The organism is Methylobacterium sp. 1A, assembly GCF_058072805.1.
In genome coordinates this window covers 459,772-473,007 of sequence record NZ_JBYQVE010000001.1, presented here as the reverse complement: position 1 = coordinate 473,007, position 13,236 = coordinate 459,772, and the positions used below count along the sequence as shown (strand labels likewise).

Sequence of the window (13,236 nt, the reverse complement as noted above, 5' to 3'; positions counted from 1 at the left end):
TGTCGGCCGCCCCACATTCCCCACTGACCGGCGCGCCTTATGGCTCCTGCCGATCGCGCCGTCCCGGACGCGCGCCGGCGAAACCCGACGCCCGCATCACGTTGTAGACCCCCGCGACGAACCCCAGCATCAGGAGGACGATCAGGCCCCAGGGCTTCGTCCCGAAGACATGATCGACGATCCAGCCGAGTATGCCCCCCGCGATCACGCCCGCGACGAACTCCGTGGAGAGCGTCATGGCCTGGCCCAGCGAGGATGGCCCGCCGTCCCGAGGGCGCGTGGAATGACCGGGAGCAGCCTGCGGCCGCTTCCGTTCGATCTGCGTCTCGAGACGTCTGAGCCTCGCGGAGAGTTCGCTGTCCGTCGGCGTCTGCTCGGTCCCTCTCCCGTCCCTCGGATCGTCGCCGTTCACGGCTCAAAACTCATCGGGCGGGAAGCTGTGGAACCGGCTGGACACCCCCAGCAAGCGGGGCGCACCATAGTTTCGCCTATCTTGAGTGTCAAGGCGAACCCCATACACCGTAAGTAATTGATTTTATTTTGGTATTCCAACTTTGTGCGATGCGCCGGAGCCGCGCCGCGCGCGAGGCCCCGGCGGGCCGATCAGGCGCCGATGATCGGCTTGATCACCTTCTCCATCCCCTCGACGGTCATCTCGCCGGTGTAGCGCTCGCCGTTGATGAAGAAGGTCGGGGTCGAATCCACCTTGAAGACGTCGAGGCCGCGCTGCTTCACGGCGTTGACCGCGCTGTAGATCTTCTGGTCCTTCAGGCAGGCCTCGAAGGTCTGCTTGTTGTAGCCCGCCTGCCGGAGCATCTGCTCCAGCGCGTCCACGGGCTTCGGCGTGAAGGCCCAGGCCGCCTGCTGATCGAACAGCAGGTCGGTGATCGGGTAGTACTTGGCATCGCCCTGGCAGCGCGCCAGCATGAAGGCCGCGGTGGCCAGCGGGTCGAGGGGGAATTCGCGGAGCGTGAACCGCACCTTGCCGGCGTCGATGTAGCGCTCCTTCAGGGTCGGCCACGTGGTCCGGTGGAAAGCCGCGCAGTGCGAGCAGGTCATCGAGGCGTACTCGATGATCGTGCACTTGGCGTCCGCCGGGCCGAGCCAGACGTCGCCGAGGGGGCCCGGCTGCAGCAGGGCCGCCATCTCGGAATTCTGCGCCCGGGCGGGACGTCCGAGATACGGCAGGGCGAGGCCGGCGCCGAGGGCGAGGCCGGAGAACTTGAGAGCGTCGCGTCGCGTCGTCATCGGGCAGGCTCCGCCGGATTGATCAGTCGTGGCGTCCGGATGCCGGTACTCGGGCGCGACCGTCCTGGCAAGGTGACCGAATCGACCGTTCACCGCTCCGGGCGCGTCGCCACGGCGGCGGTGCCGAGGCGATCGAGGGCCGCGCGCAGGCCGTCATCGGCGATTCCCGCCACGGCGCGCTGGACCTCGACGGCGGCGGCCGGATCGACCCGCGCGCGGGCGGGCGCCCGGCCGGCGCGCCCGACCCGGTCCTGCTGCAGCACGATCCGGGAGACGCAGGCCCAGCCGTAATGGGCGTTGATCCGCTGGATCACCACCGGCGCGAGATGCTGCAACTCGAGCGCGAAGACGCCCTCGACGCGCACGACCAGCGTGCCGGATTCGGGCGCGGCGGACTCGCTCCGGCGGCGCTTCGGCCATTCCAGCTTGGACGGGCGGCAGTAGCGCGCCAGCCGCTCGCCGACGATCTCCGGCCACGCGGCCAGGATGTCGGTCGAGGCGAAACCCTGCGCCGCGAAGGCCGGCCCGATGCAACTCTCGATCAGTTCGGCCAGCGGTTTGACGCGCGCCATGGTGGTTCCGGCCCCGTGGATCCGGAGAAGGTTAGCGCAGGATGGTTGACGAAGGGAGCACGCGCCGGCGCTTTCGCCGCCCTATGATCGCCGCGGCGCTCCGGCTATGCAGCGCGACCCCTGTCGACCCGCCCATGCCGCCTCGCACAGCCACGGATCCTGAAGCCGGTCCCGGACCGCGCGCCGACGACCTGCTCGCCTGGTACGACCGGCATCGGCGGGTGCTGCCCTGGCGGGCGCTCGCCGGCGCAGTCCCCGATCCCTACCGGGTCTGGCTGTCCGAGGTGATGCTGCAGCAGACCACCATCGCGGCGGTGCGGCCGTATTTCGAGCGCTTCCTGACGCGCTTCCCCGACATCTTCGCCCTGGCCGAGGCGCCCGAGGAGGCGGTGATGTCGGCCTGGGCCGGCCTCGGCTACTATTCCCGCGCGCGCAATCTGCACGCCTGCGCGAAGGCGGTCGCGGCGGCCGGCGGCCACTTCCCCGACACCGCCGAGGGCCTGCGCAAGCTCCCGGGAATCGGCGCCTACACGGCCGGCGCGATCGCCGCGATCGCGTTCGACCGGCCGGAGGCCGCCGTCGACGGCAATGTCGAGCGGGTCCTGAGCCGGGCCTACGCGGTGGCGGCCCCGCTCCCGGGCAGCCGGCCGGAGATCCGCCGCCTGACGCAGGCGCTCGTCCCGCAGGAGCGGCCGGGCGACTTCGCCCAGGCGCTCATGGATCTCGGCGCGACGATCTGCACGCCCAAGCGCCCCGCCTGCGCGCTCTGCCCGTGGATGCGGCCCTGCCGGGCGCGGTCGCTGGGCACGCAGGAGACCTTCCCGCGCAAGATCAGGGTCGCCAAGGGGGCGCTCCGCCGCGGCGCCGCCTTCGTGGCGATCCGCAGCGGCGACGAGGCGGTGCTGCTGCGGACCCGCGCCCCCGAGGGGCTGCTCGGCAACATGGCCGAGCCGCCGGGGAGCGCCTGGGAGCCGGATTACGACGTGGCCGCCGCCCTGCTGGACGCGCCCCTCGACGCGCGTTGGAAGCGGCTCCCGGGCCTCGTCCGCCACGGCTTCACGCATTTTCCCCTGGAGCTGACGGTGTTCGTGGCCCGCGTCGCGCTGGCGACGCCGGCTCCGGCCGGCATGCGCTTCACGCCGCGCGGCGCCCTCGCGGACGAACCGCTGCCCGGCCTCATGCGCAAGGTCCTGGCGCACGCCTTCGACCCGAAGCCGGAGCCCGAGAAGAAGCCGCGCGGGCGCCCGAGGAAGGAACCGCCGCCGATGCCGCTGCTGGCGGCGATGGAGCCACCGGTCTCGATGCCGGATCCGGACCCGCGCCCGCGCGTGCGCGCTGTCCCGAAGCCGCAGCCGAAGGCGGCGCCGGTGCCGCCGCAGGAGACGGACGAACTGTTCGAAGGCGAGGTCGAGCCATCGCCCGCACCGGCGCGGGCCCGGTCATCGCCGCGGCGGCCGGGGCCGGCCCGGAAGCGGTAGCCGACCGTCATCGCGAGCGCAGCGACCCAGGGCAGCGCGACATCTGTCTGCGTGGCGCTGCTGGACTGCTTCGCTCCGCTCGCAGAGACGGTGTGCTGGCTCAGCCGTTGGCCATCGCCTGCCGGAGACCGGCCCGGTAGCTGTCGATCACCACCGGCTTGCCGCCGCGCTCCACGTGCCAGAACGTCCAGCCGTTGCAGGCCGGCAGGCCCTGCACGAGCGCGCCGATCTTGTGGATCGAGCCGATGACGAGGCCGTTGTCGAGCTGGCCGTCCGGGCGCACCGTGGCGCGGAACCGGCGGCGCTCGTCGGTCACGGTCTCGCCGGGGCGGATGTGGCCCGCCTCGATCACCGACAGGAACGGGACCCGCGGCTCGGCGCGCTTGGTCGGCGCCACCATGAGGGCGGCCCTCGACAGGGTCTCCACGGCGGCGATCCGCTCCCGGGCCGCCTCGGCGTAGGTCGCCTCGCGCTCGATGCCGATGAAGCGGCGGCCGAGGCGCTTGGCGACGGCGCCGGTCGTGCCGGTGCCGAAGAACGGGTCGAGCACCACGTCGCCGGGATTGGTCGCCGCGAGCAGCGTCCGGGCGAGCAGAGCCTCGGGCTTCTGGGTCGGGTGGACCTTGCGGCCCTCCGCATCCTTCAGCCGCTCCTCGCCGGTGCAGATGGGGATGAACCAGTCCGAGCGCATCTGGAGGTCCTCGTTGCCCCCTTTCAGCGCCTCGTAATGGAAGGTGTAGCCCTTCGAGTCGGCCGAGCGCGAGGCCCAGATCAGGGTCTCGTGGGCGTTGGTGAAGCGCTTGCCGCGGAAGTTCGGCATCGGGTTGGCCTTGCGCCAGACGATGTCGTTGAGGATCCAGTAACCGAGATCCTGCAACGCGCTCCCGACCCGGAAGATGTTGTGGTACGACCCGATCACCCAGAGGGTCGCGTTCGGCTTCATCACGCGGCGGCAGGCGGCGAGCCAGTCCCGGGTGAAGGTGTCGTAGGCCTCGAAGGTCGCGAACTTGTCCCAGTCGTCGTCGACCGCGTCGACGCGGCTCTGGTCCGGGCGCAGGAGGCCGGCGTCGCCGAGCTGAAGGTTGTAGGGCGGGTCGGCGAACACGCAGTCGACGCTCGACGCCGGCAAGGCGTTCATGGCCGCGATGCAGTCCCCGACGAGTACCTGGTCGAGGGGCAGAGAACGCTGGGCGGGTACGAGACCCATCCGTGGCGCCGACGCGGGCCGCCCGGCACGCGAGACCTGTTTCCGGGCGACGGCGTCGGCAGCCACGGTACGCGGGGAAGCCATGGCAAACACCGGTTACGCGACTGACCGGCAGACCATGCGCCGGGTACGGTAAAGGTCACGTTGTCGATTTCGCGTCCGGCGCGTCCCGTTCTGGGGCTGCAGATTTTGCCGACCGGGCGCCCGGACAATCCTCCGACAGATTAAGCAACCGTTACCCGGCTGCGCCGCGCCGCCGGGATCGGGCGACAACACTCTATCCCTGCGGGTCGCGCGCGGCCGCGGCAGCCTGTGCTTGGGAAACAGCCGCGCACGACAATCATCGTCGTGCCAGGGGCGCCGGGCGGGTCGCGCTTCCACCTCAGCGGGACGCAGGGTCACGCTCCGCGCAAGGCTTAAGAATGATGTCCTATTTTGCATCCTCCCCGACGGAGGCGAGCAGTTCTTGCTGAATACGCAGAACCACACGCCAATGCATCACCCGCAACAAGAGCGGAAATAAACTGAAATAAGCCGCCATGTAATGGGGATGACCAGCGCGAAATCGGCCAAAATGTGACCCCGACAGCCCGAAAAAGCCTGCCATATTCCGGCCCGTTTCGGGCACGACTGGCGCCGCCCCGACAAAAACAATGGGAATGCGTCGAGAATGTCGTTCGGTTTCGGTAAGCTCGTTGTCTCGCTTGGAATGCTGTCCACCGTCGTCGGAACAAGCCTCCCGGCTGCCGCCCAGAGCGGAGCGGCCTCCTGGTACGGGAGCGGCCATCGCACCGCCAACGGCGAGCGTTTCAACCCCAACGGACTGACCGCCGCCCATCGCAGCCTGCCGTTCGGCACCCGGGTCCGCGTCGAGAACAAGCGGACCGGCCGCTCGATCGTCGTGCGCATCAACGATCGCGGTCCGTTCGTGCGCGGCCGCATCATCGACCTGTCGCGCGGCTCCGCCCGCGCCCTCGGCATGGGCGGCGTCAGCTACGTGTCGCTGCACGTCGTGCACTGACCCTTCACGGGCATCGAGCGCCCCGGCGCGCCTCCGCCCGCGCGGGCGGCGCAGCCTCCGGGGCGTTGTCTGCCGGACCCGGACGCACCATCTGCTGCCGGGTTCAGCTCGGATCACCCACCCATGCCCAAGCCCCTCATCGTCGACATCCCGCACGACCTCGGCCGCGACGAGGCCAAGCGGCGCCTGGAGCACGGCACGGATCAGGCGCGGGCCCTCCTGGCCAAGAGCGGAATCACGGTGGACCAGCTCGCCTGGACGGGCGACCGGCTCGATTTCGGCGTGTCCGCGGTGGCGCAGAAGATCGCCGGCACGATTGACGTGGGCGCGGAGAGCGTGCGCCTCGAGGTGAAGCTGCCGTTCCTCCTCGCCCTGTTCGCCGAGAAGATCCAGAAGGTGGCGAGCAAGGAGGGCAACCTCCTGCTGACGAAGAAGTAGCCCTCCGGAACCGGATCCGCCGCACTCTGTTTCCGCGGGACCGGTGCCGCTGTGCACCGCCGGTCTCGCGGAGGATGACGGTGCCCGATTTCACGCTCGCCGACCCGGGGCAGGTCCCCGAGGTGCCGCCGCAGCCGACGCCGGTGCCGGACCGCCCCTACGATCCGCCGCAGGCGCCGACCCAGCCGCCCGGGCCGGAGATCCCCGGGAACACCCCGGCGGAGGCGCCGGGCATCCAGCCGCCCGAGATCCCCGTCAACGATCCGGGCGTGCCCGAGATCAGCCCGCCGACAGGACCGGCCAACCCGATCGCCTGACCGGGCGCCGACCGACGGGGGCGGCTCTGTTTGAACAGGCCGCCCCGCGCTGCCATAAGCCGGCCCATGGCCGCTCCCCCGCTCCTCACCCTCCAGGACGTCGCGCTCACCTTCGGCGGTACGCCGCTGATCACGGGCGCGAGCCTCGCCATCGCGCCGGGCGAGCGCACCTGCCTCGTCGGCCGGAACGGGTCGGGGAAGTCGACGCTCATGAAGATCGCCGCGGGCCTCACGGAGCCCGACCGGGGCCGGCGCTTCGTCCAGCCCGGCACGACGATCCGCTACCTCGCGCAAGAACCCGATTTCACGGGCTTCGCCACCACCCTGGATTTCGTCGAGGCCGGTCTGCCGCCGGGCGAATCGACCCACCGCGCCCGCTACCTGCTGGAGAGCCTCGGCCTGACCGGCGCGGAGAATCCGAGCAAGCTCTCCGGCGGCGAGGGGCGCCGCACCGCGCTGGCGCAGGCGCTCGCCCCCGAGCCCGACGTGCTGCTCCTCGACGAGCCCACCAACCATCTCGACCTGCCGGCGATCGAGTGGCTCGAGACGGAGCTGAAGGGCACCCGCGCGGCCCTCGTGCTCATCAGCCACGACCGGCGATTCCTCTCGGCGCTGTCGCGGGCCACGATCTGGCTCGACCGCGGCGAGACCCGCCGGATCGACCAGGGTTTCTCCAGCTTCGAGGCGTGGCGCGACGCCTTCTTCGAGGAGGAGGAGCGGGACCAGCACAAGCTCGACCGCAAGATCGCCGCCGAGGAGCACTGGCTGCGCTACGGCGTCACCGCGCGGCGCAAGCGCAACGTCCGCCGCCTCGGCAACCTGCACGAACTCCGGCAGAACCGCCGCGAGGTGCGCCGCCCCGTGGGCAGCGTCAGCATGCAGGCCTCGGACGCCGAATCTTCCGGGAGCCTCGTCGTCGAGGCCCGCGACATCGCGAAGAGCTACGGCGAGCGCAGGATCGTCGACGGGCTGTCCCTGCGGGTGATGCGGGGCGACCGGCTCGGCATCGTCGGGGCGAACGGCGCGGGCAAGAGCACCCTGATCAACCTGCTGATGGGCCGGCTCGCGCCGGATGCCGGGCAGGTGGTGCTCGGCACCAACCTGCTGCCGGTGGTGCTCGATCAGGCCCGAGCCGTGCTCGAGCCCGGCATGACCGTCACCGACGTGCTGACCGGCGGCCGCGGCGACAGCGTCACGGTGAACGGCCAGAGCCGCCACGTGATCGGCTATCTCAAGGACTTCCTGTTCACGCCCGAGCAGGCGCGCACGCCGGTCTCGGTGCTGTCCGGCGGCGAGCGCAACCGGCTGCTGATCGCCCGCGCCCTGGCCCAGCCGGCCAACCTCCTCGTCCTCGACGAGCCCACCAACGACCTCGACCTCGAGACCCTCGACCTGCTCCAGGAGATGCTGGGCGACTACCAGGGCACGCTGATCCTGGTGAGCCACGACCGCGACTTCCTCGACCGCGTGGCCGGCAGCGTGCTGGTCTCGGAGGGCGCCGGCCGCTGGGTCGAGTATGCCGGCGGCTACAGCGACATGCTGGTCCAGCGCGGCCAGGGCGTCGAGGCGCGGACCGTCGCGCCGAAGGCGAAGGAGTCGCGCGAGCGCGCCGCCGCGCCGGCCGCCCAGCCGTCGGGCAAGCCCAAGCTCGGCTTCAAGGACCAGCACGAGTTGAAGACCCTGCCGGCCCGCATCGAGAAGCTCGAGGCGGCGATCGCCCAGCTCCGCACGATCCTCGCCGACCCCGAGCTCTACGCCCGCGACCCGGCCCGGTTTGACAAGGCCTCGACCATGCTGGCCCAGGCCGAGACCGAGCTGTCACAAGCGGAGGACCGCTGGCTGGAACTGGAGATGCTTCAGGCGGGGTGAGAGCCGCACCGTCGCGCCGCGAGACGTACCCGACCGGAGACCGCATGACCGCCTATCAGACCCTCGAACAGCGCTTCGCCCGGCTCGCCGCCCTGGAGGGCGCGGCCGGCATCCTCGGATGGGACGCGCAGACGCTGATGCCGGACGGCGCCGCCGAGGCCCGCGGCGACCAGCTCGCGATCCTGCGCGGGCTCGCCCACGGGATGCTCACGGCCCCCGAGGCCGCCGAGGAGCTGGCGGCGGCCGAGCAGGGCGGGGGCCTCGAACCCTGGGCCGCCGCCAACCTGCGCGAGATGCGCCGCGCGCAAGGACACGCCACGGCGGTCCCCCGCGACCTCGTCGAGGCCAGCTCCCGCGCCGTGTCCCGCTCGGAGATGGTCTGGCGCGAGGCGCGGCGCGACGCCGACTTCGGCCGCCTCGAACCCCACCTCGCCGAGGTGCTGCGGCTCCAGCGGGAGATCGGCCAGGCGAAGGGCGCGGCCCTCGGCCTCGATCCCTACGACGCGCTGCTCGACAGCTACGATCCCGGCATGCGCCGGGCGACGATCGACCCGCTCTTCGCGGACCTGACCGACTGGCTGCCGGCCCTGATCGCCCGCGCCCGGGAGATCCAGGCGTCCCGGCCGGCACCGCTCCCGCTCGCCGGCCCGTTCGACGTGGCGGTGCAGCGCGATCTCGGCCTGAAGCTGATGGCGGCGGTCGGCTTCGACTTCACCCGCGGCCGGCTCGACATCAGCCTGCACCCGTTCTGCGGCGGCGCCACCGACGACGTGCGGATCACGACGCGCTACGACGCGGCCGATTTCGGCCGGGCGCTGATGGGCGTTCTCCACGAGACCGGGCACGCCCTCTACGAGCAGGGGCGGCCGGCGGCGTGGCGCAACCAGCCGGTCGGCGCGGCGCGGGGCATGAGCCTGCACGAGAGCCAGTCGCTCATCGTCGAGATGCAGGCCTGCCGGAGCCGGGAGTTCTTCACCTTCCTGGCGCCGCTCCTGCAGGCGGCGTTCGGGCGATCCGGGCCCGAATGGTCGCCGGAGAACCTGCACGCGCTCAACACCCGGGTGGCGCCCGGCTTCATCCGGGTGGATGCCGATGAGGCGACCTACCCGGCCCATATCCTGCTGCGCTACCGGCTGGAGACCGCGATGATCGCGGGCGACCTCGCGGTGCGCGACCTGCCGGGGGCGTTCAACGACGGCCTGCGCGACCTCCTCGGGCTCACGGTGCCCGACGACCGGGTCGGCTGCCTCCAGGACATCCACTGGCCGAGCGGGGCGTTCGGCTATTTCCCGACCTACACCCTCGGCGCCCTGGCGGCCGCGCAGCTGTTCCGGGCGGCCCGCGCGGCCGAGCCGGCGCTGCCGGGCTGCCTCGCGCAGGGCGATTTCGGCCCCCTGCGGGACTGGCTCCGCACGCATGTCCACGCGGTGGGGAGCCTGCTCGACACCGACGACCTCCTCACCCGCGCCACCGGGACGAGGCTCGGCACGGCGGCGTTCCGGGCCCATCTGGAGGCGCGCTACCTCGGAGGCGCGGGCGCCTGAGACGCGGTGGCCGGGGAGGGGACGAACGACCCCTCCGCCGGCGACGCCTAGAGCGTCACCACGTCGACGGCGTCGCCGAGCCGGTCGCGGGCGATATCCGCGACGTGGCGGTGGTGCGTGAACAGGATCGGCTGGACCCGCGTGCCGATCGCGGCCAGGGCGTCCAGTCCGTAGCCGGTCCGGGTCTCGTCGAAGGTCGAGAACAGGTCGTCGCCGATGAAGGGGGCCGGCTCGGCGCGGCCGGCGTAATCCTCCAGATAGGCTAACCGCAGGGCGAGATAGAGCTGGTCGCGGGTGCCCTCGCTCATGCCCTCGATCGCGACCGTGCCGCCGCCGGCGCGCTGCCCGGCGAGCTTCGGCGTGTCGGCCTCGTCGTAGATCTGCGCCAGACCGGAGAACGCGCCGCCGGTGAGAGCCTGGAACAGCGCGCCCGCCCGGGTGACGAGCGGGTCCTGCTGTCCCGCGCGGTGGCGGGCGACCGCCTGCCCGAGCATCAGCCCGGCGAGTCGCAGCACGGCCCAGGATCGGGAAGCCGCCTGGAGATCCGCCTCCGCGGCCTTGCGCTCCGCGAGGGCCAGCTCGGCGCCGGTGCCGCCCTCGAGCTCCGCCCGCCGCCGCTCCGCCCGGTCACGGTCCGCGAAGATGACCTGCCCGCGCTCGGCCTGCTCGTCGGCCTCGAGCGACAGCCGCGCCAGCTCCGCCTCGATCGCCTCCGGCGACACGGTCTCCAGGCCGGCGCGCAGCTCGGCCTCCGGAAGCCCGTCCGCCGCGCCCGCGAGCGTGCCGCGGAGCCGCAGGCGCTCGGCGCGCAGCGCCTCGCGCGCGCTGAGGCGGCCGAACAGCCGGTCGATCTCCGGCGTCGGTGCCGCAGCGAGGTCCGGCATCACCTCGGCCACCTGCCGGGTGAGCGTCGCCCGCGCCGCGTCGCGCGAGTCGCAGGCGCCGCGATGGGCGGCCTCGGCCTCGTCGCGGCGGCGGTCGAGCTCGGCGCGGCGCGCCTCGCGGGCCTGCGCGGCGACGAGGCGGCCGTGGAGCGATCGGACCGCGCCGGCGGGCGACACCTCCGCGAGGTCGGGCGCCAGGGCCTCGACCAGGGCGGCGGCGTTGGCTCGGAACGCCTCCATGTCCCGGCGGATCCCCGCCGAGCGGCGCTGTAGGGCGGCCCGCTCCGCCAGCCGGTCGGGCACGCTGCGCCACGCCTCCAGCGCGCCCTCGGCCTCCTCCGGACCGGCCGTGCCATCGAGGCCGAGGGGCAGCAGCGCAGCCTCCCAGTCGGCCCGCCAGGCGGCGCGGCGGGCGGCGGTCTCCGCGAGGCTCGCCTCCAGCCGCCCGACGGACAGTCCGGCCGCGCGCAGCAGGCCGGCGGTCTGCAGGTTGGCCTCCCAGCGGCTCGCCAGGGCGGCGATCCGCGCTTCGAGACCGTCCAGCGCGGCGGCGATCTCGAGGTCCGGCGCGGCGTCGAGGCCGGCGCGGCTGCGCAGGTCGGCCAGGGGCCCCCGCGCGGCCTCGATCCGTGCCAGGAGCCGGTCGGCCTCGATCCGCTGCGCGGCGAGGCGCTGCTCGGCCTCGATCAGGCTCTCCACCTCGGCGAGCCAGGCCGCCATCTCGGTCGGAGGACCGGGCACGAGCCCGGCGGGCCGCCACGCCTCGCGCCACGCCGCCTCGCCCGCCGCGATCTCCGCGGCGAGACCGGCGAGGACGTCGTCGGCTCGCGCGGCCTCCGCCTCCTCGGCGGCGAGCCGTTCCAGGTCGGCCGCGTGGGCGGCGACCCGGGCGGCGTCGGAGGCGCGCTCGTCCGCGACGCGGTCGGCCTCGAGGAGCGCGCGCTCGAAGGCCGCGACCTCGGCGACGGCGGCCGCCCGGCCGGCCGCGAGGGCGTCGCGCAGCGGCGCGAACGCCGCGTCGCGGGTTGACCGCAGGGCGTCGAGCCGCTCCCGGGTGGCGACGGGCCGGCCGGCCTCGCGCTCGCGCAGCCGTGCCCGGGTGACCGCGACCTGCCGGCGGGCCGCGTCGCACCGGTCGGCGGCCCGTTCGTGCTCGCGGGTCTTCGCCTCGAGGCCCTGACGGTAGCGCGCGACCGTGTCGGGGGCGGGCAGGGGCGTCCGCACGAGGGCGGCGAGGTCGGGCACCGGCGGCGACAGCCGCTCGGCCTGGTTGCGCAGCAGCGCCGCCTCCCGGCGGATCGCGCCGTCGAGGGTGTCCCGGGCGGCGATCCACTCGTGCAGTCGGGCGAGGGGCTTCAGCGCCTCCCGGAGCGGGGTCGGATCCCGGGCCGCGTCGGCCGCCTCCACCTCGCGGGCGAGGCGTTCCCGCTCGGCGCGGGCGGCGGCGAGGTCGCGGGCGATCTGCTCCTCGGCGGCCGCCAGGGTCCGACCGTCGCGGATCAGCCGCTCGGTCCGCGCCCGCGCGGCGTCCGGGGGCTGGCGGGCCTCGAGCGCGGCGAGGTCGGGTACGCCGATCCGGGCGCGCAGCCGCTCCAGATCCAGCCCGACCTTGTGGGCGTCGCCCTCGATGCGGGGCAGGTCGGTGCCGCCCTTCTCGAACTCCCGGGTGCCGCTGAACGCCGCCAGGATCTCGTCCGCCCGATGGGTCAGCCCGGGCTCGACCGGCACCGATTCGGCCTCGCCGCGGGCCCGGTCGCGCGCGGTCTCGGCCCGCTCCGCCTCGGCGTCCGCGGCGCGGCACGCGTCCAGGGCCGCCCCCAGGCGGGCGATCCAGGCGGGATCCGCGTCGACGAGGTCGGTCTCGGCGGCGATGCGCCGCTCCAGCGCGTCGATCTCGGCGATGATCGGGCGGACGCGCTTGAACCGCTCCAGCCGGGCGCGCGCGACCGCGCCGGCCTTCTGCTCGGACCGGAGCGCCTCGAGCTGCGCGGCCGCCGCGGCGATCTCGTCGTTCAGGGCGCGCCAGTCGCCGGCGCGCAGGCCCCGCTCGCGGATCGCCCGCCGGGCCGTCTCGTGGCGCTCCAGCGCCTGGTAGAAGGTCCGGTGCTTGGCCTGGCGCGGGGCGAAGATGGCGTCGGCCTCCGCGTCGAGCGTCGTCTGCAGCTCCGTGAGGCCGCGCAGGCCCGAGCCCGCCGCGAACAGGCTCGCGCCGACCTCGCCCTCCACGTCGACCATCTCGCGGCCCCCGGCCCGGAGGCTCGCCGCGTCGAGTCCGAAGGCCCGGCAGAACACCGTCCGGGACAGGCCGCCGAGGAACGGCGCCAGCGCGTCGTCGGCGAGCGGCGCGTCGGCGGCGTCGATGAGGGTGCGGCTGTTGCCCTTCCGGCGGCGGAAAGACAGCCGGCGTCCGTCGGCGGCGGCGATCTCCGCGCCGAGGCGCAGCTGCGGCATGTCGTGCAGGAAGGCGTAGGGCGTGGTCTTCCCGAAGCCGAACAGCAGGTCGGTGACCGCCGCCAGCGCGGTGCTCTTGCCGGCCTCGTTGGCGCCCAGCACGACGTGCAGGCGCGCGTCGGGCCGGAACGCGACGGTGCGGTCCGTGAAGGCGCCGTAGCGCTCCAAGGCGAGGCGGATCAGGCGCATCGGGGGTCCATGGGCGCG

The 13,236-nt window shown here is 73.4% G+C and carries 11 protein-coding genes; 6 read left to right on the top strand and 5 right to left on the bottom strand.

Annotated elements, in window-relative coordinates; all coding sequences use genetic code 11:
• Positions 1-37 precede the first annotated feature (37 nt).
• The 3 genes from ACX9MN_RS02255 to ACX9MN_RS02245 form a co-directional block, all read right to left on the bottom strand.
• A complete protein-coding gene (locus ACX9MN_RS02255) occupies positions 38-412 on the bottom strand; it encodes an AtpZ/AtpI family protein (RefSeq protein ID WP_056525259.1) in 375 nt (124 codons plus the stop codon).
• Positions 413-603: 191 nt separating this feature from the next.
• Positions 604-1,248 (bottom strand): DsbA family protein, encoded by a 645-nt coding sequence (locus ACX9MN_RS02250; RefSeq protein WP_100252149.1) that lies wholly within the window; start codon positions 1,246-1,248, stop codon positions 604-606.
• A gap of 89 nt (positions 1,249-1,337) precedes the next feature.
• Complete coding sequence (locus ACX9MN_RS02245) at positions 1,338-1,820, bottom strand: DUF721 domain-containing protein (RefSeq protein ID WP_020093391.1); 483 nt, start codon at positions 1,818-1,820, stop codon at positions 1,338-1,340.
• A gap of 134 nt (positions 1,821-1,954) precedes the next feature.
• On the opposite strand from ACX9MN_RS02245, the gene mutY reads away from it, so the two are divergent.
• On the top strand, positions 1,955-3,298 hold the full coding sequence (gene mutY / locus ACX9MN_RS02240) for an A/G-specific adenine glycosylase (RefSeq protein ID WP_100252247.1): 1,344 nt from the start codon (positions 1,955-1,957) through the stop codon (positions 3,296-3,298).
• A gap of 100 nt (positions 3,299-3,398) precedes the next feature.
• Here the strand turns inward: mutY and ACX9MN_RS02235 are convergent, their stop codons facing one another.
• The gene (locus tag ACX9MN_RS02235) at positions 3,399-4,589 is read right to left on the bottom strand and encodes a site-specific DNA-methyltransferase (protein ID WP_489723637.1); all 1,191 of its coding nucleotides are present in this window, start codon (positions 4,587-4,589) and stop codon (positions 3,399-3,401) included.
• Positions 4,590-5,175: 586 nt separating this feature from the next.
• On the opposite strand from ACX9MN_RS02235, the gene ACX9MN_RS02230 reads away from it, so the two are divergent.
• From ACX9MN_RS02230 to ACX9MN_RS02210, 5 genes are all read left to right on the top strand, one after another.
• Positions 5,176-5,526, top strand: a complete 351-nt coding sequence (locus ACX9MN_RS02230; protein WP_100252147.1) for a septal ring lytic transglycosylase RlpA family protein — start codon at positions 5,176-5,178, stop codon at positions 5,524-5,526.
• Positions 5,527-5,649: 123 nt separating this feature from the next.
• Complete coding sequence (locus tag ACX9MN_RS02225; RefSeq protein WP_020093387.1) at positions 5,650-5,964, top strand: polyhydroxyalkanoic acid system family protein; 315 nt, start codon at positions 5,650-5,652, stop codon at positions 5,962-5,964.
• Positions 5,965-6,038: 74 nt separating this feature from the next.
• Positions 6,039-6,281: a hypothetical protein gene (locus ACX9MN_RS02220; RefSeq protein WP_020093386.1), complete on the top strand. Its 243-nt coding sequence runs from the start codon at positions 6,039-6,041 to the stop codon at positions 6,279-6,281.
• A 66-nt stretch (positions 6,282-6,347) separates the two neighbouring features.
• Positions 6,348-8,150 carry an ATP-binding cassette domain-containing protein gene (locus ACX9MN_RS02215; RefSeq protein WP_489723636.1) on the top strand — a complete coding sequence of 601 codons (1,803 nt, stop codon included), beginning with the start codon at positions 6,348-6,350 and terminating at the stop codon, positions 8,148-8,150.
• A gap of 44 nt (positions 8,151-8,194) precedes the next feature.
• On the top strand, positions 8,195-9,694 hold the full coding sequence (locus ACX9MN_RS02210) for a carboxypeptidase M32 (RefSeq protein WP_489723635.1): 1,500 nt from the start codon (positions 8,195-8,197) through the stop codon (positions 9,692-9,694).
• Positions 9,695-9,741: 47 nt separating this feature from the next.
• Here ACX9MN_RS02210 and ACX9MN_RS02205 read toward each other — a convergent pair whose 3' ends face one another.
• Complete coding sequence (locus ACX9MN_RS02205; protein ID WP_489723634.1) at positions 9,742-13,218, bottom strand: ATP-binding protein; 3,477 nt, start codon at positions 13,216-13,218, stop codon at positions 9,742-9,744.
• Positions 13,219-13,236: the final 18 nt, after the last annotated feature.

Excerpts from the sequence above, each read along its gene's own strand:
- ACX9MN_RS02210 (WP_489723635.1), top strand. The coding sequence starts at position 8,195 with ATGACCGCCTATCAGACCCTCGAACAGCGCTTCGCCCGGCTCGCCGCC.
- ACX9MN_RS02220 (WP_020093386.1), top strand. The coding sequence starts at position 6,039 with ATGACGGTGCCCGATTTCACGCTCGCCGACCCGGGGCAGGTCCCCGAG.
- mutY (WP_100252247.1), top strand. The coding sequence starts at position 1,955 with ATGCCGCCTCGCACAGCCACGGATCCTGAAGCCGGTCCCGGACCGCGC.
- ACX9MN_RS02245 (WP_020093391.1), bottom strand. The coding sequence starts at position 1,820 with ATGGCGCGCGTCAAACCGCTGGCCGAACTGATCGAGAGTTGCATCGGG.
- ACX9MN_RS02230 (WP_100252147.1), top strand. The coding sequence starts at position 5,176 with ATGTCGTTCGGTTTCGGTAAGCTCGTTGTCTCGCTTGGAATGCTGTCC.
- ACX9MN_RS02235 (WP_489723637.1), bottom strand. The coding sequence starts at position 4,589 with ATGGCTTCCCCGCGTACCGTGGCTGCCGACGCCGTCGCCCGGAAACAG.
- ACX9MN_RS02215 (WP_489723636.1), top strand. The coding sequence starts at position 6,348 with ATGGCCGCTCCCCCGCTCCTCACCCTCCAGGACGTCGCGCTCACCTTC.
- ACX9MN_RS02205 (WP_489723634.1), bottom strand. The coding sequence starts at position 13,218 with ATGCGCCTGATCCGCCTCGCCTTGGAGCGCTACGGCGCCTTCACGGAC.
- ACX9MN_RS02250 (WP_100252149.1), bottom strand. The coding sequence starts at position 1,248 with ATGACGACGCGACGCGACGCTCTCAAGTTCTCCGGCCTCGCCCTCGGC.
- ACX9MN_RS02225 (WP_020093387.1), top strand. The coding sequence starts at position 5,650 with ATGCCCAAGCCCCTCATCGTCGACATCCCGCACGACCTCGGCCGCGAC.